Source organism: Pseudomonas chlororaphis subsp. piscium (assembly GCF_003850345.1).
Classification (GTDB): Bacteria; Pseudomonadota; Gammaproteobacteria; order Pseudomonadales; family Pseudomonadaceae; genus Aquipseudomonas; species Aquipseudomonas piscium.
Genome location: NZ_CP027707.1, coordinates 1,482,631 through 1,502,741 on the forward strand (window position 1 = coordinate 1,482,631; position 20,111 = coordinate 1,502,741).

Consider the following 20,111-nt stretch of genomic DNA (forward strand, 5'->3'; position numbering starts at 1 on the left):
TAATTCCGGCGATACGCATTGCCTCGATCGGGTTTATCAAACCGCCGCGTACCCGCCTCGATTAACGGAGCCAGGAGTGCGATGGGGTTCGCTAAACCGCTTCTTGTTGCATGCGGCCACGCCACCGGATAAGAACAGCTGTCGTAGCAACAGTTTCTTTTTTGCAAACGCATTGGCCGGGCATATTGGAATGAGCGTCAAGCGCTTGCTGCAGGAAGCGTCACTTACCTGGACGCACCTGATGATACTGCCGAATGCAGAAAAGCGTCGGTGATCACTCTACTCATTATAGCGGCGGCCATGAATAACTCTATCGGCAATAAGTTAAAAATCATCAACTTGATATCAGGGTTTTGTTACACGAAAGTTTTAATCCGGATGACGAGAGTGGTCATCCAGCAGTTCTGTAACAAGGCCTGACAAGTTGCACGAACTAACACATGGCATGAGAGTTTTATTGGCGGCGGAAAAAAGTCGCGTCGGGCAGGCAGCGCTCCCGGGATGGATTGCGATTACCGGTCGACGGTTCGATAATCGCCCAATGTTGGCCGTGCAGGCTTGTGCATCCTTTCCAGTACGGCTTGTAATAAGCCAGACTTCCGTCGCAGAGAACCTGAAATGAACGATCAATTGCGTAATTCCTTCGCTTCCGCCGCGCCACCGATTGTCGCTTCGCCGGCCAAGCGGATTCAGGCGCTGACGGGGGATCCGGATTTCATGACCTCTCTGGCTCGCGGCCTGGCAGTGGTCCAGGCCTTTCAGGAGCGCAAGCGCCATCTGACCATCGCCCAGATCAGCCATCGCACGGAGATTCCCCGTGCCGCCGTGCGCCGCTGCCTGCACACCTTGATCAAGCTCGGTTACGCCACCACCGACGGCCGGACCTATTCGTTGCTGCCCAAGGTGCTGACGCTGGGGCACGCCTATCTGTCTTCCACGCCGCTGGCGGTGTCGGCCCAGCCTTACCTGGACCGCATGAGCGAGCAACTGCACGAAGCCTGCAACATGGCCACCCTGGAAGGCGACGACATTCTGTACATCGCCCGTTCGGCCACCACCCAGCGCCTGATCTCGGTCGATCTCTCGGTCGGTGGGCGCCTGCCGGCCTACTGCACATCCATGGGCCGGATCCTGCTGGCGGCGCTGGATGACGCTTCGTTGCGCGAATACCTCGACCATGCCGACCTGCAAGCCAAGACCAGTCGTACCCTGCACACGCCGGAGGCGCTGCTCGAATGCCTGCAACAGGTCAGGCAGCAGGGCTGGTGCATCGTCGATCAGGAACTGGAGCAAGGCCTGCGCTCCATCGCCGTACCGGTGTACGACGCCTCGGGCCAGGTGCTGGCCGCGCTCAACGTCAGTACCCATGCCGGCCGCGTCAGCCGTGCCGAGCTGGAGCAGCGCTTTTTGCCGGGCCTGCTCAGCGCCAGTCGCGACCTCAGCGCCCAATTGTTCGCTTGAAGGCTGCCTGCTTAAGCTGTTCGATAAACGCACAGATACGCGCTTGCTTAATTGACGCTCTTTCCCTTGCCTCATTAATGTCGCGGCAGCGTCATCCGGCCATTGGAGCTCTGCCTCTCCAATGGTCGTGTGGCGACCCCATAATAATGAAGAGGCCAACCCCCATGAGCATCGCCCGCGCGTCCAGCCGCGCCCCTTTATCCTGCCTTCGCCTGCCGATGGCCTGATCCCGCAAGACCCTTTTCGATCTGAACCGACCAGCCCTGGCTGGCACCTGTTCGCCTGCGTTTTTCGCGTGGAATAAAAATAATGAACCAGCCTCAATCCGCTGTAGGGAACTGCCTCGACGTGCAGTCCTTTATCAATGCCCAGCCGCTGTCGCGCTATCAGTGGCGGGTGGTGATCCTGTGTTTCCTGATTGTCTTCCTCGATGGCCTCGATACCGCGGCCATGGGCTTTATCGCGCCGGCGCTGTCCCAGGATTGGGGTATCGATCGCGCCAGCCTCGGCCCGGTAATGAGTGCGGCGCTGATCGGCATGGTGTTCGGGGCGCTGGGCTCCGGCCCGCTGGCTGACCGCTTCGGGCGCAAAGTGGTGCTGGTGGGGGCGGTGCTGCTGTTCGGGGCCTTCAGCCTGGCGTCGGCCTACAGCAGCAATGTCGACCAGTTGCTGGTACTGCGTTTCCTCACCGGCCTGGGTCTGGGCGCCGGCATGCCGAATGCCACCACGCTGCTCTCCGAGTACACCCCCGAACGCCACAAGTCGTTGCTGGTAACCAGCATGTTCTGTGGTTTCAACCTGGGCATGGCCGGCGGCGGTTTCATTTCCGCCAAGCTGATTCCGGCGTTCGGCTGGCACAGCCTGCTGCTGATCGGCGGGGTCCTGCCGCTGATCCTGGCAGTGGTGTTGCTGGCCTGGCTGCCGGAGTCGGCGCGTTACCTGGTGGTGCGTAATCGTGGCACCGACAAGGTGCGCAAGGCCCTGGCGCCAATCGAGCCAGGCACGGTCGGCCAGGCCGCGAGCTTCAGCGTGCCGGAACAGAAGACGGTGAAGGCGCGCAACGTGTTTGCGGTGATTTTCTCCGGCACCTACAGCGCTGGCACCTTGCTGTTGTGGCTGACCTATTTCATGGGGCTGGTGATCGTGTACCTGCTGACCAGCTGGCTGCCGACCCTGATGCGCGACAGCGGCGCGAGCATGGAGCAGGCGGCCTTTATCGGCGCGCTGTTCCAGTTCGGTGGGGTACTCAGCGCCGTGGCGGTGGGCTGGGCCATGGACCGCTTCAACCCGCACAAGGTCATCGGCACCTTCTACCTGCTGGCCGGGGTCTTCGCCTACGCGGTCGGGCAAAGCCTGGGCAACATCACCTTGCTGGCGACTCTGGTACTGGTCGCCGGCATGTGCGTCAACGGTGCGCAGTCGGCGATGCCGTCCCTGGCCGCGCGCTTCTATCCGACCCAGGGCCGCGCCACTGGCGTGTCGTGGATGCTCGGCATCGGTCGCTTCGGGGCAATCCTCGGGGCCTGGATGGGCGCCACGCTGCTGGGGCTGGGCTGGAACTTCGAGCAGGTGCTGACCGCGCTGGTGATCCCGGCGGCGCTGGCGACCACGGCGGTGGTGATCAAGGGCATGGTCAGCCATGCGGATGCGACCTGAGCGAATGAGCGCTCCTGAAGGGAGCGCTGAATACCTGTAGCCGCTGCCGCAGGCTGCGATCGACCCGGGCCGCGTTCGGAGAACGGTCGCGAAGATCTTTGGATCGCTGAAGGCCTTCGGCCTTATCGCAGCCTGCGGCAGCGGCTGCAGCGCAATCGATAGTCAGACAACAATCCGTTCGATAAACGAACGCTCAGTCGATTATCGGATTGTTTGGGTTTTTCCCCCGGCTTAATCTTCAGTCACTCAGGCAGCATTCCATGCGCCTTTTTCTTCCAGTCGCTCAATAACAATCGGGAGATCCCTCCATGGCTGAAATCCTTTCGCTGCACGACGCGGTGAAGCAGTTCGTCAACGACGGCGATACCGTCGCGCTCGAAGGCTTCACCCACCTGATCCCTACGGCCGCGGGTCACGAAATCATTCGCCAGGGCAAAAAAGACCTGACCCTGGTACGGATGACCCCTGATCTGATCTACGACCAGTTGATCGGTGCCGGTTGTGCCCGCAAGCTGATTTTCTCCTGGGGCGGCAACCCGGGCGTGGGTTCCCTGCATCGCCTGCGGGACGCGGTCGAGAAGCAATGGCCCCATGCCCTGGAAATCGAAGAACACAGCCACGCCGACCTGGCCAATGCCTACGTGGCGGGCGCCTCTGGCCTGCCATTCGCGGTCTTGCGCGCTTATGCCGGCTCCGACCTGCCTAAGGTCAACCCGCTGATCAAGAGCGTGACCTGCCCATTCACCGGTGAAGTGCTGGCGGCAGTGCCATCGGTACGCCCTGACGTCACCGTGATCCATGCGCAGAAAGCCGACCGCAAGGGCAACGTGCTGCTGTGGGGCATCCTCGGCGTGCAGAAGGAGGCAGCCCTGGCCGCCAAACGCTGCATCGTCACCGTGGAAGAAATCGTCGACGACCTGAACGCCCCGATGAACGCCTGCGTGCTGCCGACCTGGGCCCTGAGCGCGGTCTGCCACGTACCGGGCGGCGCCCATCCGTCCTACGCCCACGGTTACACCGAGCGCGACAACATCTTCTACCAGGCCTGGGACCCGATCGCCCGCGACCGTGAAACCTTCACCGCCTGGATCAACGAATACATCCGCGGCAGCGCCGACTTCAGCGAATTCCAGGCCAAGCTGGCCGCAGCAACGGGGGCCAAATAATGACTTACTCCACCAATGAAATGATGACCGTTGCCGCCGCCCGCCGTCTGCAGAACGGCTCGGTGTGTTTTGTCGGGATTGGCCTGCCGTCCAAGGCCGCCAACCTGGCGCGCCTGACCTCGTCGCCGGACGTGGTGCTGATCTATGAATCCGGCCCGATCGGCGCCAAGCCTAGCGTGCTGCCGCTGTCCATCGGTGACGGCGAACTGGCCGAGACCGCGGACACCGTGGTGCCGACCGGCGAGATCTTCCGCTACTGGCTGCAAGGCGGGCGTATCGACGTCGGTTTCCTCGGCGCCGCCCAGGTCGACCGTTTCGGCAACATCAACACCACGGTGGTCGGCGACTACCACCAGCCGAAAGTCCGCCTGCCAGGTGCTGGCGGTGCGCCGGAGATCGCCGGCTCGGCCAAGAGCGTGCTGATCATCCTCAAGCAGTCGTCGCGTTCCTTTGTCGACAAACTCGACTTCATCACCTCGGTCGGTCACGGCGAAGGCGGCGATTCGCGCAAACGCCTGGGCCTGCCAGGGGCCGGGCCGGTGGGGATCATCACCGACCTGTGCATCATGGAGCCCGAAGCCGGTACCCATGAGTTCGTGGTCACCTCGCTGCACCCGGGCGTGACCCGCGAGCAGGTGGTCGCCGCCACCGGCTGGGCGATCCGTTTCGCCGACCAGGTCGCGGAAACCGCCGCGCCGACCGAGATCGAATTGACCGCCCTGCGCGACCTGGAAGCCCGCACCGCCGCGGCCCATGGTCAAACCCCGGGAGAAGCCTGATGCGCGAAGTGTTTATCTGTGACGCCATTCGTACCCCCATCGGCCGCTTTGGTGGCGGCCTGTCGACCGTCCGTGCCGACGACCTGGCCGCTGCGCCGATCAAGGCGCTGATCGAGCGCAACCCGTCGGTGGACTGGAGCGCGGTGGACGAGGTGTTCCTCGGCTGCGCCAACCAGGCCGGCGAAGACAATCGCAACGTGGCGCGCATGGCGCTGCTGCTGGCCGGGCTGCCGGAAACCATTCCGGGCGTGACCCTCAACCGCCTGTGCGCTTCGGGCATGGATGCCATCGGCACCGCCTTCCGCGCCATCGCCAGCGGCGAGATGGAGCTGGCCATCGCTGGCGGCGTCGAGTCGATGTCCCGCGCGCCCTTTGTCATGGGCAAGGCCGACACCGCCTTTTCGCGCAACATGAAGCTGGAAGACACCACCATCGGCTGGCGTTTCATCAACCCGCTGATGAAGGCCCAGTACGGCGTGGATGCCATGCCGCAAACCGCCGACAACGTCGCCGATGACTATCAGGTGTCGCGCGCCGACCAGGACGCGTTCGCCCTGCGCAGCCAGCAGCGTACCGCCGCGGCGCAGGCCGCCGGGTTCTTCGCCGAGGAAATCGTCCCGGTGCGTATCGTCCACAAGAAGGGCGAGACCGTTGTAGAACAGGACGAACATCCGCGGGCCGATACCTCGCTGGAAACCCTGAGCAAACTCAAGCCGGTCAACGGCCCGGACAAGACCGTCACCGCCGGCAACGCCTCGGGTGTCAACGATGGGGCGGCGGCGCTGATCCTGGCGTCGGCCGAGGCGGTGAAAAAGCACGGTCTGACTGCCCGTGCCCGAGTGCTGGGCATGGCCAGCGCCGGCGTCGCGCCACGGGTGATGGGCATCGGCCCGGTGCCGGCGGTGCGCAAGTTGACCGAACGCCTGGGCGTGGCGGTCAGCGATTTTGATGTGATCGAACTCAACGAAGCCTTCGCTAGCCAGGGCCTGGCGGTGTTGCGCGAACTGGGACTGGCGGACGACGCGCCACAGGTCAACCCCAACGGCGGTGCCATCGCCCTTGGCCACCCACTGGGCATGAGCGGCGCGCGCCTGGTATTGACCGCGCTGCACCACCTGGAAAAAACCGGTGGCAAGAAAGGCCTGGCGACCATGTGTGTGGGTGTCGGCCAGGGCCTGGCATTGGCCATTGAGCGCGTCTGACGCGCTTCTTACAAGAACGAGGATCGAGCATGACCGACAAGCCCGGTTACCGGCGCCCGCAACCAGGTACTCAGCCTGAGTACCTGCACCCGGCCTACAAATCCACCAACACCCGCTCGCCGTCCAAGCCGCTGGTGTTCCTGCCCCATTCGCTGTCGGAAATCACCGGCCCGACCATCGGCGCCGATTACCTGCAGGACAAGGATAACGACCTGACCGCCCAGCATGCCGGCGAGCCCCAGGGCGAACGCATCATCATCCACGGCCGGGTGCTGGACGAGAACGGCCTGCCGGTGCCGGGGATCCTGGTGGAGATCTGGCAGGCCAACGCCGCCGGTCGCTACAACCACGACCGTGACCTGCACGATGCGCCGCTGGACCCGAACTTCACCGGCACCGGGCGCACTGTCACCGACGCCGATGGCTGGTACCAGTTCCAGACCATCAAGCCCGGCGCCTATCCCTGGGGTAACCACCACAACGCCTGGCGTCCGGCGCATATCCACTTCTCGCTGTTCGGGCCGAGCATCCTCACGCGCCTGGTGACCCAGATGTATTTCCCCGGCGACCCGCTGCTGGCCTATGACCCGATCTACAACTGCGTGCCGGACACCAGCGCCAAGGAACGCCTGATCGCCAGCTTCGACCTGGAGAAAACCATTCCGTCCTACGCCCTCGGCTACCGTTGGGACATCGTCTTGCGCGGCCGCGATGCCACGCCGATGGAGAAATAAGATGACGCTGACTGCGACCACGTCCCACACCGTCGGCCCCTACTACCACATCGGCCTGACCTGGCTGAACCGCGAAGACCTGACCCAGGCCGAGACCCTCGGCGAGCGGGTGGCGATCAGCGGCCAGGTGGTGGATGGCAACGGCGATTTCGTCAACGACGCCATGCTGGAAATCTGGCAGGCCAACGCGGTCGGCAAGTACGACCACCCGGAAGACGATCAGGACAAGGCCCTGGACCCGAACTTCCAGGGCTTCGGCCGGGTGCCGGTGGATGGGGAAGGGCGTTTCCGCTTCACCACCATCAAGCCGGGCACCGTGCCTGGCCTGCAGGGTTCGACCCAGGCGTCGCACCTGGTGGTACTGGTGTTTGCCCGGGGGCTGGTCAAGCACTTGCTGACTCGCATCTACTTCGACGGCGAACCGGCCAACGCGACCGATCCGCTGCTGGCCTGCGTACCCGAGGAGCGTCGCGCCACCTTGCTGGCCAAGGCCGATGCCGCGGGCCACTACCAGTGGAACGTGATCCTGCAGGGGACCGACGCGGAAACGGTGTTCTTCGATTATTGAGTGTGCCCGGGGGAGCGGGCTGGTTCGCGATAAGGCTGAACCGGCCGCTCCCCCCAAGGTCGTCTTGCGGAGCGGGACTGTTACAAAGTATGTCTAGACTCACCACGTCCCCAAAGAGTGAAAAGCCATGACAACGTTAACCAGTCACTATACGACCGAGGAACGCAGCAAGAGGATCTTCGCGATCGTCGGCGCCTCCTCCGGTAACCTGGTCGAATGGTTCGACTTCTACGTCTACGCCTTCTGCGCGATCTATTTCGCCCCGGCGTTTTTCCCCTCCGACGACCCCACGGTGCAACTGCTCAATACCGCCGGCGTGTTCGCCGCCGGGTTCCTGATGCGTCCTATCGGCGGCTGGCTGTTCGGCCGGGTGGCCGACAAGCACGGGCGCAAGAATTCCATGATGATCTCGGTGCTGATGATGTGCGCAGGCTCCTTGGTCATCGCCTTCCTGCCGACCTACGCCAGCATCGGTGCCTGGGCACCGGCACTGCTGCTGATGGCGCGGCTGTTCCAGGGCCTGTCGGTGGGTGGGGAATACGGCACCACCGCCACCTACATGAGCGAAGTCGCGCTCAAGGGCCAGCGCGGGTTCTTCGCGTCCTTCCAGTACGTGACCCTGATCGGCGGGCAACTGCTGGCGGTACTGGTGGTGGTGATCCTGCAACAGTTTCTCGACGAAGCGGAGCTCAAGGCCTGGGGCTGGCGGATTCCGTTCGTGATCGGCGCCATCGCCGCCCTGATCTCCCTGCTGCTGCGGCGCTCGCTGAAAGAAACCACCAGCAAGGAAATGCGTGAAGACAAGGACGCCGGCAGCGTTGCCGCGCTGTTCAAGCATCACTCCAAGGCCTTTGTCACCGTGCTCGGCTACACCGCTGGTGGCTCGCTGATTTTCTACACCTTCACCACCTATATGCAGAAGTACCTGGTGAACACCGCCGGCATGCACGCCAAGACCGCCAGCTACATCATGACCGGCGCGCTGTTCCTTTATATGTGCATGCAGCCGCTGTTCGGCATGCTGGCGGACAAGATCGGCCGGCGTAACTCGATGCTCTGGTTCGGCGCGCTGGGCACGCTGTGCACCGTGCCTATCCTGCTGACCCTGAAAACCATCAGCAGCCCGTTCCTGGCCTTTGTGCTGATCACCCTGGCCCTGGCGATCGTCAGTTTCTACACCTCCATCAGTGGCCTGGTAAAAGCCGAGATGTTCCCGCCGCAAGTGCGGGCGCTGGGGGTAGGCCTGGCTTATGCGGTGGCCAACGCGCTGTTCGGCGGTTCGGCGGAATACGTGGCCCTGGGCCTGAAATCCCTGGGCATGGAAAACACCTTCTACTGGTACGTGACGGCGATGATGGCGATTGCCTTCCTGTTCAGCCTGCGTCTGCCTAAACAGGCGGCGTACCTGCACCACGATCTTTGACCTGTCCGCGTGCGTCCGTCGCGGACGCACGCCCCAAAGGATTGTTTATGAGTACACCGGCGAGCAACCAACTGTTCGATGCCTACTTCACCACCCGCGATATGCGCGCGGTGTTCTGCGACCAGGGGCGGGTCCAGGCCATGCTCGACTTCGAGGCCGCGCTGGCCCGGGCCGAGGCTCGGGTTGGGGTGATACCGGCCGAGGCGGTGGCGCCGATCGAGGCGGCTTGCCGGGCCGGACTCTATGATTTTTCTGCCCTTGGCCAGGCTATCGCCACAGCGGGCAACTCGGCGATTCCGCTGGTCAAGGCCCTGGGCAAACAGATCGCCAAGAGCGATGCCAGCGCCGAGCGTCATGTGCACCTGGGCGCCACCAGCCAGGATGTGATGGACAGTGGGCTGGTCCTGCAACTGCGGCATGCACTGAACCTGATCGACAACGACCTGGCGCGTCTCGGCGGCATCCTGGCCGCGCAGGCCCAGCGTTATGCCGCCACCCCGATGGCCGGCCGCACCTGGCTGCAACACGCCACGCCAGTCACCCTTGGCATGAAGATCGCTGGCTGGCTGGGGGCGCTGACCCGCAGCCGCGAGCGTCTGGCGCAGCTCAAGCCGCGCTTGCTGGTGCTGCAGTTCGGCGGTGCCTCCGGCACCCTCGCGGCCCTGGGCGAGCAGGCACTGCCCATTGCCCAGGCCCTGGCCGAGGAGCTGCAACTGAGCTTGCCGGAACAGCCCTGGCACACCCAGCGCGACCGACTGGTGGAGTTCGCTTCGGTGCTCGGCCTGATCGCCGGCAGCCTCGGCAAGCTCGGCCGTGACATCAGCCTGCTGATGCAGACCGAGGCGGCGGAAGTCTTCGAACCGTCGGCGCCGGGCAAGGGCGGCTCCTCGACCATGCCGCACAAGCGCAACCCGGTGGGCGCGGCGGTGTTGATCGGCGCGGCGACCCGGGTTCCCGGGCTGCTGGCGACTATGTTCAGCGCCATGCCCCAGGAGCACGAACGCAGCTTGGGCCTGTGGCACGCCGAATGGGAAACCCTGCCGGAGATCTGCTGCCTGGTGTCCGGTGCCTTGCAACAGGCGCTGCTGGTGGCCGATGGGCTGGAAGTCGACGCCGCGCGGATGGCCAGGAACCTCGACCTGACCCAGGGGCTGGTGCTGGCGGAAGCCGTGAGCATCGCCCTGGCCCAGCGCCTGGGCCGCGAGACCGCGCACCATCTGCTGGAGCAATGCTGCAAGCGCGCGGTGGCCGAACAGCGGCATCTGCGCGCGGTGCTGGGGGATGAGCCGCAAGTGACCGCCGAGCTGTCGGCGGAAGAACTGGATCGCCTGCTGGACCCGGCGCATTACCTCGGCCAGGCGCAAGCCTGGGTCGAGCGCGCCGTGGCCGAACATTTTGCCTTGAACGCCTGAAGGAGACTGCCGTGGGATTCGTACAACTCGCCGATGGCGAACTGCATTACCAACTGGATGGCCCGGCCGATGCGCCGGTGCTGGTCCTGTCCAATTCCCTGGGTACCGACCTGCACATGTGGGACATCCAGATTCCGGCCTTTACCAAGCACTTCCGGGTACTGCGTTTCGACACCCGTGGCCACGGCAAGTCCCTGGTCACCGAAGGGCCCTACAGCATCGAGCAGTTGGGCCGTGACGTGCTGGCGCTGCTGGACGCGCTGCATATCCAGCGCGCGCATTTCTGCGGCCTGTCCATGGGCGGGCTGATTGGCCAGTGGCTGGGCATCAATGCCGGCGAGCGCCTGCACAAGCTGGTGGTGTGCAACACCGCGGCGAAGATCGGCGAGCTGTCGGTATGGAACCCGCGCATCGAGACTGTGCTGCGCGACGGCCAGGCGGCCATGGTCGCATTGCGCGATGCCTCGATCGCCCGCTGGTTCACTCCGGATTTCGCCGCGGCGCACCCGGATCAGGCCAAGCTGATCACCGACATGCTGGCGGCCACCTCGCCCCAGGGTTATGCCGCCAACTGCGCGGCGGTGCGCGATGCGGATTTCCGCGATCAACTGTCGGCGATCGAAGCGCCGACCCTGGTGGTGTCCGGCACCGAAGATGCGGTCACGCCGCCATCCGGTGGGCATTTCATTCAGGAGCGCGTGCGCGGCGCCGAATATGCCGAGTTCCATGCGGCGCACCTGTCCAACGTCCAGGCCGGTGCTGCGTTCAGCGAGCGAGTCGTGGCATTTCTGCTGGCTGACCAGAACATTTGAGGAAGCCCCGATGGACGAGAAACAACGTTACGCCGAAGGCATGCAAGTACGTCGCGCGGTGCTGGGCGACGCCCATGTCGATCGCAGCCTGAATACCCTGACCGAGTTCAACTCGGAGTTCCAGGAAATGATCACCCGGCACGCCTGGGGCGATATCTGGACCCGTCCGGGCCTGCCACGCCACACCCGCAGCCTGATCACCATCGCCATGCTGATCGGCATGAACCGCAACGAAGAGCTCAAGCTGCACCTGCGTGCCGCCGCCAACAACGGCGTGAGCCGCGCCGAGATCAAGGAAGTGATCATGCAGAGCGCGATCTACTGCGGCATTCCGGCGGCCAACGCGACCTTCCACCTGGCCGAGTCGGTGTGGGACGAGCTGGGCGTCGAATCCCGCGGCTGATACCCACGACCTGTAAAGAAACTCGGCGCCGCTGCGTTTTCCCTGCAGGAGCGAGCTTGCTCGCGATGAACCTGAGAGCGCCGCGTTTGGCCCGTCAGTACGTGCCATCGTTGACGATCATCGCGAGCAAGCTTCGCTCCTACCAAAAACAAGGCCAGTCCCGGGGAATGGGGCTGGCCTTGGTTCTGGCTATGCCGATCGAGTGTGCTTACAGCAGGCTGATCGGGTAGCTGATGATCAGGCGGTTCTCGTCGAACTCGTTGGTACTGAAGTCGCGGCGCATGGTCGAGTTGCGCCATTTGACGTTGAGGTTCTTCAGCGTGCCGCTTTGCACGGTGTAGGCCAGCTCGGTCTCGCGCCCCCATTCCTTGCCGTCGGTGATGGTGCCGGTGTGCACGTTGCTGCCCTTGATGTAGCGGTTCATCAGGGTCAGGCCGGGTACACCGACAGCGACGAAGTTGTAGTCGTGACGCAGTTGCCAGGATCTTTCCTGGGCGTTGTCGTAGCTGGCGTTGTAGCTGTCGTTGGCCAGGGTGCCACCGCTGGTGCCGTTGACGCGCATCCAGGCATTGTCGCCGGTGAGTTTCTGCAGGCCGACGTAGAAGGTGTGGCCGCCGTACTTGGCCGAGAACAGGCCCGACCAGGTCTTGTTGTCCAGGTCGCCGGCGCGGGCGCTGCCATCCTCCTTGCCGTAGAAGAAGCCGATATTGGCGCCCAGGGTCCAGTCGCCCAGCGGCTGGCTGTGGATCAGGTTGAGGTATTGCTGGCTGTAGATGTCCTTGAGCTGGGCGTTCCACACGCCGACCTGGGTGCGCTTGTCGTTGAAGCTGTATTCGCCGCCCTGGAAGTTGAAACGGTCGGAGGTGAAGGCCGCTTTGCCAGTCATCGACATGTCGCTCATGCTGCTGTCGTCACGCGGGCTGTTGGCGCGGAACTGGCCGCCGTAGAGCGTCAGGCCGTCAATTTCCTTCGAGGTGATCTGGCCGCCGCGGAAGGTCTGGGGCAGGGAGCGACCGTCGTCCGAGCGCAGGATCGGCAGCACCGGCATCCATTCGCCGACCTTGACTTCGGTCTGCGACAGGCGCGCCTTGAACGCCACGCCCGTGCGGCCGAAGTGGTCGGCCGGACGCCCGTCGTGATCCAGGGGCAGCAGTTGGGTGCCGCCGGTGCCCTTGCCGCCATCGAGCTTCAGCGAGTACAGCCCCAGCACGTCCATGCCGAACCCGACGGTGCCCTGGGTGAAGCCGGACTTGGCGTCGAGGATGAAACTCTGGGTCCATTCCTCAGCCTTGCCCTGGGCTTTGCCCGGGTTGGTGAAGTTGCGGTTGATGTAGAAGTTGCGCAGGTTCAGGTTGACCTTGGCGTCTTCGAGAAAGCCGGACTCCGCGGCCATGACCGGTAGGGTCGTGCCGGCAACGCTGACGGCCAGCAGGCCAGGCAGCAGGGAGTAGGGAGTGCGAATGGATGGCTTCATGGATCGGGCTCTCTAATTGTTAGGGGTGAGGCAGGGCGCTGCGGCAACGTCAGGTTGCAGACAAGGTTGAAACCGGGAGGGTGGATGGAGCGGAATCAGCCGGAGCGGGCAGGGCGCGGGGTCATGATGACGAACCTGTTGTTATTGGTTTTTGTAGGTGCGGGGAATGGTGCGTTGGATCAACGGCCCTGTTCAATTGGCCTTGGCGGGTTTTGGGCGATTAACGAACACAAGTGACGGCCGTTTTCGGCCCATAAAAAAGCCCACCGAAAGGTGGGCTTTTTTCAAGCGTCATGCACTCAGAACAGCTTCAGTGGCGGTGCCTCTTTGCTCACTTCCGCTTTCTGCGAACCTTGCTCGTTCCAACCGCCACCCAGGGCCTTGTACAGGTTGACCTCGCTGGTCAGCTGCGCAAGCCGGTCGGTGATCAACGCTTGCTGTGCGCTGAACAGCGAGCGCTGGGCGTCGAGGAAGGTCAGGTTGCTGTCGACACCGATGCGGTAGCGACGCTCGGCCAGACGGTAGTAGTCCTGGTTGGCGTTGACGAAGTCACGCTGGGCCTGCAACTGCTGGTTGTAGGTCTGACGTGCGGCCAGGCCATCGGAGACTTCCTGGAAGGCGGTCTGGATGGACTTCTCGTACTGCGCCACGTTGATGTCTTTCTGGATTTTCGAGTAATCCAGGCTGGCGCGCAGGCTGCCGGCGTTGAAGATCGGGATATTGATCTGTGGTGCGAACGACCAGGTGCCCGAGCCGCCCTTGAACAGGCCGCCCATGTCCGGGCTCAAGGTCCCGGCATTGGCCGTCAGGCTGATGCTCGGGAAGAACGCCGCGCGTGCCGCGCCAATACTGGCGTTGGCGGCTTTCAGGTTGTGCTCGGCGGCGAGGATGTCCGGACGACGTTGCAGCAGTTCCGACGGCAGGCCGGCCGGCAACTCGCTGAGCAGGTCGGCCGACAACGGCTGCGCGCTCGGCAGGTTGGCCGGGATCGAGGTACCCAGCAGCAGGGTCAGGCTGTTTTCGTCCTGGGCCACCTGGCGGGTATAACGCGCCAGTTGCACCCGGGCGTTCTCCACCGAGGTCCGCGCCTGGCTCAGGTCCAGGGCCGAGGCCACGCCGACTTCGTTGCTGCGCGAGGTGAGGCGGTAACTCTCCTCGTAGGCCGCCAGGGTGTCCTGGGTCAGCTTCAGCAGTTCCTTGTCGGCCTGCCAGGTCAGGTAGGCGTTGGCCACGCTGGCCACCAGGCTGATCTGCGTACTGCGCCGGGCTTCTTCGCTGGAGAAGTAGGTCTGCAAGGCCTGCTCGCTCAAGCTGCGAACGCGACCGAACAGGTCCAGCTCATAAGCGCTGACACCCAGGGTGGCCGAGTACTGGCTGGAGATGGCCGCTTCACCGGTCTGCGACATCCGTGCCGGGGTACGTTGACGGCTGCCGCTGCCGGTGGCCGAAATCGCCGGGAACAGGTCCGCGCGCTGGATCTGGTACTGCGCGGCGTAGGCGTCGATGTTCAGCGCCGCGACCCGCAGGTCGCGGTTGTTCACCAGCGCGGTCTGGATCAGCTGCTGCAGGGCAGGGTCATGGAAGAACTGCCGCCAGCCCTGTTCGGCGGCTGCCTGGTTGGCAGCCTCCGCAGGCGAATAGGCCGGCCCTTGCGGGTATTGCGCCGCGACCGGCGCTTGCGGCTGCTGATAATCCGGTATCAGCGAGCAACCACTCAGCACGGTGGCGGTGATTGCGAGGGAGAGTAGCGACTTGCTCATTGGCCAGCCTCTTCAGGAGTTTCAGTAGTTTCCGTTTCGATTGCCTTGCGGCGGCTCATCGAGGACACGGTGACGAAGAACAAAGGCACCCAGAATATCGCCAGGACAGTCGCGGTGAGCATACCGCCAATCACCCCTGTACCGATCGCATGCTGGCTACCTGAGCCTGCGCCGGTGGAGATGGCCAGCGGTACCACACCGAGTACGAAGGCCAGGGAGGTCATGACGATCGGACGCAGACGCATGCGGCAGGCTTCGATCGCCGCGTCGACCAGGCTGCGGCCCTGTTCGTGCAGTTCCTTGGCGAACTCGACGATCAGAATGGCGTTTTTCGCCGCCAGACCGATGGTCACCAACAGCCCCACCTGGAAGTACACGTCGTTGGACAGGCCGCGCAGGCTGGTCGCCATCAGCGCACCGATGATCCCCAGCGGCACCACCAGCATGACCGCGATCGGAATCGACCAGCTTTCATACAGCGCCGCCAGACACAGGAACACCATCAGCAGCGACAAGGCGTACAGCGCAGGCGCTTGCGAGCCCGACAGACGCTCCTCGTAGGACAGACCGGTCCAGGAGATACCGACACCGGCCGGCAGCTTCTTGGCGATGGCTTCGACTTCGGCCATGGCCTCACCGGTACTGTAGCCCGGCGCCGGGGCACCCAGGACTTCCACCGCTTCTACGCCGTTGTAACGGGCCAGTTTCGGCGAACCGTAGATCCACGTGCCTTTGGCGAAGGAGGCGAACGGCACCATGGTCCCGGCGCTGTTGCGCACGTACCACTTCTTCAGGTCCTCGGGGCTCATGCGCGCGTTAGGCTGACCCTGGATGTACACCTTCTTCACCCGACCGCGGTCGATGAAGTCGTTGACGTAGCTACTGCCCAGGGCAATCGACAAGGTGTTGTTGATGTCGGAGATGGTCACGCCCAGGGCGCTGGCCTTCTCGTCATCGATTTCCAGCTGGTACTGCGGCTCGTCGTTCAGGCCGTTCGGACGCACCTGGGACAGGACCTTGCTCTGCGCCGCCATGCCGAGGAACTGGTTGCGGGCTTCCATCAGTTTCTCGTGGCCGATACCGGCGCGGTCCTGCAGGAACACGTCGAAACCGGTGGCGTTACCCAGCTCCAGTACCGCCGGCGGGGCGAAGGCGAACACCATCGCATCGCGGAAGCTGAAGAAGTGCTGCTGGGCACGCGCGGCCAGGTTGAACACGCTGTTTTCCACGGAGCGTTCGTCCCACGGCTTGAGCATGATGAACGCCATACCCGAACTCTGGCCACGACCGGCGAAGTTGAAGCCGTTCACGGTGAAGACCGAGGCCACGGTGTCCTTTTCCTTGTCCAGCAGGTAGGCGCGCATTTCATCGACGACCACCTGGGTCCGCTCGGAACTGGAACCGGCCGGGGTCTGTACCTGGGCGAACAGTACGCCCTGGTCTTCTTCCGGAAGGAACGCAGTCGGGATACGGGCGAACAGCCAGATCATGCCGACCACGATCAGCGCGTAGGCCAGCAGGTAAGGCGCCTTGTGCCGCAGGATATTGCCCACGCCACGTTCGTAGCTTTTGACGCTGCGGTCGAAGGTACGGTTGAACCAGCCGAAGAAGCCGCGTTTCGGCGCGGCGTGTTCGCCATGGGGAATGGCCTTGAGCATGGTGGCGCACAGGGCCGGGGTGAAGATCAGGGCAACCAGTACCGACAGGGCCATGGCCGAGACCACGGTGATCGAGAACTGCTTGTAGATCACACCGGTGGAGCCGCTGAAGAACGCCATCGGCAGCAGTACCGCCGACAGTACCAGGGCAATACCGACCAGGGCGCCCTGGATCTGGCCCATGGACTTCTTGGTCGCTTCCTTGGGCGACAGGCCTTCCTCGGCCATCACCCGCTCGACGTTTTCCACCACGACGATGGCGTCGTCCACCAGCAAGCCGATGGCCAGCACCATGCCGAACATGGTCAGGGTGTTGATGCTGAACCCGGCGGCCGCGAGGATGCCGAAGGTACCCAGCAACACCACCGGAACGGTCATGGTGGTGATGACGGTGGCGCGGAAGTTCTGCAGGAACAGGAACATCACCAGGAACACCAGCACGATCGCTTCGACCAGGGTCTCGACCACACCCTTGATCGACTCGGTCACCACCGGGGTGGTGTCGTACGGGAAGACCACTTTCATCCCTTCCGGGAAGAACGGCTCCAGGTCGCTGATGGTCTTGCGCAGAGCCTTGGCGGTGTCCAGGGCGTTGGCGCCGTTGGCCAGTTTCACGGCCAGGCCGGAAGCCGGGGCACCGTTGAACTGGGCACTGACGGAGTAGTTTTCACCCCCCAGGGCCACATCCGCGACATCGCCCAGACGCACTTGCGAGCCGTCCGCGTTGACTTTCAGCAGGATGGCCTTGAACTGCTCGGCAGTCTGCAGGCGGGTCTTGCCGATGATGGTGGCGTTCAGTTGCTGGCCTGGCAGGGCTGGCAAACCACCGATCTGGCCGGACGACACCTGGACGTTCTGCGCCGCCACGGCGGTTTTCACGTCAACCGGAGTCAGGTTGAAGTTGTTCAGCTTGGCCGGGTCGAGCCAGATACGCATGGCGTACTGGGCACCGAACACCTGGAAGTCACCCACGCCCGCGGTCCGCGAGATCGGGTCCTGCATGTTGGACACGATGTAGTTCGAGAGGTCGTCCTTGGACATGCTGCCGTCCTCGGAAACCACACCGATCACCAACAGGAAGTTCTTCACCGCCTTGGTTACGCGGATACCCTGTTGCTGCACTTCTTGCGGCAGCAGCGGGGTGGCCAGGTTCAGCTTGTTCTGCACCTGAACCTGCGCGGTGTCCGAGTTGGTGCCCTGCTCGAAGGTCGCGGTAATGGTCATGCTGCCGTCGGAGTTACTTTCCGAGGACACATAACGCAGGTTGTCGATACCGTTGAGCTGCTGCTCGATGACCTGGACCACGGTGTCCTGCACGGTCTGTGCGGAAGCGCCTGGGTAGGTCACGGAGATGGCGATCGCTGGTGGCGCGATGCTCGGGTATTGGTTGATCGGCAATTTGAGGATCGATAGAGCCCCGACCAGCATGATCACCAGGGCGATTACCCAGGCGAAAATCGGACGGTCGATAAAAAATTTCGACATGGTTTACTCCCCTTTGCCGCCTGCAGCTTTGTCAGTTGCCTGTGCAGTGGCCGGGTTTTTTGCTGGAACGTTGGTCGCTTCGCTGGCTTTGACTTCGACGCCAGGTCGGACGAATTGCAGCCCTTCGGTGATCAGGCGATCACCGGCCTTCAGGCCGTCCTCGATCAGCCACTGGTTGCCGACGGTGCGGCTGGCCTTGAGCTGACGCAGTTCAACCTTGTTGTCCGGGCCAACCACCAGCGCGGTCGGTGTGCCCTTGAGGTCGCGGGTCACGCCTTGTTGCGGGGCGAGGATCGCCGCGGCATTCACGCCGGCCTGCAGTTGCGCATGCACGAACATGCCTGGCAGCAAGGTGTGTTCCGGGTTCGGGAACACCGCGCGCAGGGTCACGGAACCGGTGGTTTCGTCGACCGACACTTCGGAGAACTCCAGCTTGCCGTCGAGCTTGTACTGGCTGCCGTCTTCCAGGGTCAGCTTGACCTTGGCAGCGTTGTCGCCGGCCTTCTGCAGGCGACCGCTTTCCAGCTCGCGGCGCAGCTCGAGCAGTTCGACCGACGACTGGGTGACGTCGACGTAGATCGGATCGAGTTGCTGGATGGTTGCCATGGCGCTGGACTGGCCGTTGCTGACCAATGCGCCTTCGGTGACCGAAGAACGGCCGATACGCCCGGAGATCGGCGACAGCACCTTGGTGTAGCGCAGGTCGATCTGGGCGCTCTGCAGCGAGGCTTCCGATTGCAGGCGGTTGGCGACGGCAGTGTCGTATTCCTGGCGGCTTACGGCTTGCTCGTCGACCAGTTGCTTGTAGCGATCGGAGATCGACTTGGTCGATTGCAGGTTGGCCTGGGCGCTCTTGAGGGTCGACTCATAGACCGACGGATCGATCTGGTAGAGCTGCTGACCTTCCTTGACGTCGCCGCCTTCCTTGAACAGACGCTTGAGAATGATGCCGTTGACCTGAGGACGGACCTCGGCGATCCGGAACGCAGTGGTGCGCCCTGGAAGCTCGGACGTCAGGGTAAAGGCTTGAGGTTGCAGGGTGACTACGCCGACCTGAGGGGCTTGTGGGGCTGGAGCCGCCTCTTCCTTTTTACATCCGCTGAGCAGCGATGCCAGGGCGACGGCAGTGACCAGAGCGGTAACAGCTGGCTTGAGTTGCATGAAGATCCTCGGGTCAGGCGCGCAAAATGCGCACTCGAAAAGTGGAAGGGTAAAAAACGAGTGCTGAGTGGATAAGTAGCTTGCTAAGGAATATACTTACGTTCATGGTTGTTTGTAAATACCTTGGCGACGTACCCATTCGGTTACAAAAGCCGTTGCAAACGTTGAATTGTAGGCTGGGCAAACGGCACCCGAGATGCCGTTCCATATTTATTCAGATGAGTTTCATGCATCGCTGAAACATCCTGATCGAGGTTTACTGCCATGGTCCGTCGTACCAAAGAGGAAGCTCAAGAAACCCGCAAACAGATACTCGAGGCGGCCGAAAAAGCCTTCTACGAGCGCGGTGTGGCGCGTACCACCCTGGCCGATATCGCGGCGTTGGCCGGTGTCACGCGTGGAGCTATTTACTGGCACTTCAGCAACAAGGCGGATCTGGTGCAGGCCATGCTCGATACCTTGCGCGAGCCGTTGAATGAAATGGCCAGGGCGAGTGAAGACGAAGAGGAAGTCGACCCGCTGGGGTGCATGCGCAAGCTGCTGATTCATTTGTTTCATCAAATTGCCCTGGACCCGAAAACCCGACGCATTAATGAGATTTTGTTTCACAAGTGCGAAATCACCGATGAAATGTGCGACATGCGGCGCCAGCGTCGCGCGGCCAGCCTGGATTGCAACGTGCATATCGAGCTGGGGTTGCGCAATGCCGTGAAGCGGGGACAACTGCCCGAGAATCTCGATACTGCCCGGGCGGCCATCAGTATCCACGCCTATATTGATGGCATTCTTTATCAGTGGCTGTTGGCGCCGGACAGCTTCGAACTCCATAAGGAAGCGGAGCGCTGGATCGATACCGGATTGGACATGCTGCGCCTGAGTTCCAGCCTGCGTAATTGAGACAAAATGCGGAATTACGTCGGCAGATGTCAACGTTTGCGCGTTATAAAACGCGATGTT

At 63.0% G+C, this 20,111-nt stretch carries 16 protein-coding genes; 12 read left to right on the forward strand and 4 right to left on the reverse strand.

Annotated features, from left to right (window positions below):
• Positions 1-618 precede the first annotated feature (618 nt).
• The 11 genes from pcaR (at position 619) to pcaC (ending at position 11,616) form a co-directional block, all read left to right on the forward strand.
• Positions 619-1,461 (forward strand): pca regulon transcriptional regulator PcaR, encoded by an 843-nt coding sequence (gene pcaR / locus C4K38_RS06780; protein ID WP_025806753.1) that lies wholly within the window; start codon positions 619-621, stop codon positions 1,459-1,461.
• A 309-nt stretch (positions 1,462-1,770) separates the two neighbouring features.
• The gene (gene pcaK, locus C4K38_RS06785) at positions 1,771-3,117 is read left to right on the forward strand and encodes a 4-hydroxybenzoate transporter PcaK (RefSeq protein ID WP_053277739.1); all 1,347 of its coding nucleotides are present in this window, start codon (positions 1,771-1,773) and stop codon (positions 3,115-3,117) included.
• 308 nt (positions 3,118-3,425) lie between these two features.
• Positions 3,426-4,283 carry a CoA transferase subunit A gene (locus C4K38_RS06790; RefSeq protein ID WP_009047400.1) on the forward strand — a complete coding sequence of 286 codons (858 nt, stop codon included), beginning with the start codon at positions 3,426-3,428 and terminating at the stop codon, positions 4,281-4,283.
• Positions 4,280-5,062, forward strand: a complete 783-nt coding sequence (locus tag C4K38_RS06795) for a CoA-transferase subunit beta (RefSeq protein WP_172833204.1) — start codon at positions 4,280-4,282, stop codon at positions 5,060-5,062. The genes C4K38_RS06790 and C4K38_RS06795 overlap by 4 nt, the downstream gene beginning before the upstream one ends.
• Positions 5,059-6,264 (forward strand): 3-oxoadipyl-CoA thiolase, encoded by a 1,206-nt coding sequence (gene pcaF, locus C4K38_RS06800; RefSeq protein ID WP_172667003.1) that lies wholly within the window; start codon positions 5,059-5,061, stop codon positions 6,262-6,264. The genes C4K38_RS06795 and pcaF overlap by 4 nt, the downstream gene beginning before the upstream one ends.
• A gap of 29 nt (positions 6,265-6,293) precedes the next feature.
• Positions 6,294-6,998, forward strand: coding sequence for a protocatechuate 3,4-dioxygenase subunit beta (gene pcaH / locus C4K38_RS06805; RefSeq protein WP_053277740.1), 705 nt, complete (start codon positions 6,294-6,296; stop codon positions 6,996-6,998).
• Position 6,999: 1 nt separating this feature from the next.
• Complete coding sequence (gene pcaG / locus C4K38_RS06810) at positions 7,000-7,566, forward strand: protocatechuate 3,4-dioxygenase subunit alpha (RefSeq protein WP_053277741.1); 567 nt, start codon at positions 7,000-7,002, stop codon at positions 7,564-7,566.
• Between the two features lie 127 nt (positions 7,567-7,693).
• Entirely contained in the window at positions 7,694-8,989 is a 1,296-nt protein-coding gene (locus tag C4K38_RS06815) for an MFS family transporter (protein ID WP_009047405.1), read from the forward strand.
• Positions 8,990-9,036: 47 nt separating this feature from the next.
• Positions 9,037-10,401, forward strand: a complete 1,365-nt coding sequence (locus C4K38_RS06820; protein WP_053277742.1) for a 3-carboxy-cis,cis-muconate cycloisomerase — start codon at positions 9,037-9,039, stop codon at positions 10,399-10,401.
• A gap of 11 nt (positions 10,402-10,412) precedes the next feature.
• The gene (pcaD, locus tag C4K38_RS06825; protein WP_053277743.1) at positions 10,413-11,213 is read left to right on the forward strand and encodes a 3-oxoadipate enol-lactonase; all 801 of its coding nucleotides are present in this window, start codon (positions 10,413-10,415) and stop codon (positions 11,211-11,213) included.
• Between the two features lie 10 nt (positions 11,214-11,223).
• The gene (gene pcaC, locus C4K38_RS06830) at positions 11,224-11,616 is read left to right on the forward strand and encodes a 4-carboxymuconolactone decarboxylase (RefSeq protein ID WP_025806762.1); all 393 of its coding nucleotides are present in this window, start codon (positions 11,224-11,226) and stop codon (positions 11,614-11,616) included.
• Between the two features lie 208 nt (positions 11,617-11,824).
• On the opposite strand, the gene C4K38_RS06835 is transcribed toward pcaC, so the two are convergent.
• The 4 genes from C4K38_RS06835 to emhA all read right to left on the reverse strand — a co-directional run bounded on the left by C4K38_RS06835 (position 11,825) and on the right by emhA (position 19,154).
• Positions 11,825-13,009, reverse strand: a complete 1,185-nt coding sequence (locus C4K38_RS06835; RefSeq protein ID WP_414860340.1) for an OprD family porin — start codon at positions 13,007-13,009, stop codon at positions 11,825-11,827.
• 380 nt (positions 13,010-13,389) lie between these two features.
• Entirely contained in the window at positions 13,390-14,850 is a 1,461-nt protein-coding gene (adeC, locus tag C4K38_RS06840; RefSeq protein WP_053277745.1) for an AdeC/AdeK/OprM family multidrug efflux complex outer membrane factor, read from the reverse strand.
• Positions 14,847-17,993, reverse strand: coding sequence for an efflux RND transporter permease subunit EmhB (gene emhB, locus C4K38_RS06845; protein WP_053277746.1), 3,147 nt, complete (start codon positions 17,991-17,993; stop codon positions 14,847-14,849). The genes adeC and emhB overlap by 4 nt, the downstream gene beginning before the upstream one ends.
• 3 nt (positions 17,994-17,996) lie before the next feature.
• The gene (gene emhA / locus C4K38_RS06850) at positions 17,997-19,154 is read right to left on the reverse strand and encodes an efflux RND transporter periplasmic adaptor subunit EmhA (RefSeq protein ID WP_053277747.1); all 1,158 of its coding nucleotides are present in this window, start codon (positions 19,152-19,154) and stop codon (positions 17,997-17,999) included.
• 264 nt (positions 19,155-19,418) lie between these two features.
• Between emhA and emhR the strand changes: the two genes are divergently transcribed.
• Positions 19,419-20,051, forward strand: coding sequence for an efflux system transcriptional repressor EmhR (gene emhR, locus C4K38_RS06855; protein ID WP_053277748.1), 633 nt, complete (start codon positions 19,419-19,421; stop codon positions 20,049-20,051).
• The last annotated feature ends 60 nt before the right edge of the window (positions 20,052-20,111 follow it).

Bases quoted from the DNA above. Each gene is read 5' to 3' on its own strand.
- C4K38_RS06820 (WP_053277742.1), top strand. From the start codon at position 9,037: ATGAGTACACCGGCGAGCAACCAACTGTTCGATGCCTACTTCACCACC.
- C4K38_RS06835 (WP_414860340.1), bottom strand. From the start codon at position 13,009: ATGGCCGCGGAGTCCGGCTTTCTCGAAGACGCCAAGGTCAACCTGAAC.
- pcaH (WP_053277740.1), top strand. From the start codon at position 6,294: ATGACCGACAAGCCCGGTTACCGGCGCCCGCAACCAGGTACTCAGCCT.
- pcaR (WP_025806753.1), top strand. From the start codon at position 619: ATGAACGATCAATTGCGTAATTCCTTCGCTTCCGCCGCGCCACCGATT.
- emhB (WP_053277746.1), bottom strand. From the start codon at position 17,993: ATGTCGAAATTTTTTATCGACCGTCCGATTTTCGCCTGGGTAATCGCC.
- pcaK (WP_053277739.1), top strand. From the start codon at position 1,771: ATGAACCAGCCTCAATCCGCTGTAGGGAACTGCCTCGACGTGCAGTCC.
- emhR (WP_053277748.1), top strand. From the start codon at position 19,419: ATGGTCCGTCGTACCAAAGAGGAAGCTCAAGAAACCCGCAAACAGATA.
- pcaG (WP_053277741.1), top strand. From the start codon at position 7,000: ATGACGCTGACTGCGACCACGTCCCACACCGTCGGCCCCTACTACCAC.
- C4K38_RS06815 (WP_009047405.1), top strand. From the start codon at position 7,694: ATGACAACGTTAACCAGTCACTATACGACCGAGGAACGCAGCAAGAGG.
- emhA (WP_053277747.1), bottom strand. From the start codon at position 19,154: ATGCAACTCAAGCCAGCTGTTACCGCTCTGGTCACTGCCGTCGCCCTG.
- pcaC (WP_025806762.1), top strand. From the start codon at position 11,224: ATGGACGAGAAACAACGTTACGCCGAAGGCATGCAAGTACGTCGCGCG.
- C4K38_RS06790 (WP_009047400.1), top strand. From the start codon at position 3,426: ATGGCTGAAATCCTTTCGCTGCACGACGCGGTGAAGCAGTTCGTCAAC.
- adeC (WP_053277745.1), bottom strand. From the start codon at position 14,850: ATGAGCAAGTCGCTACTCTCCCTCGCAATCACCGCCACCGTGCTGAGT.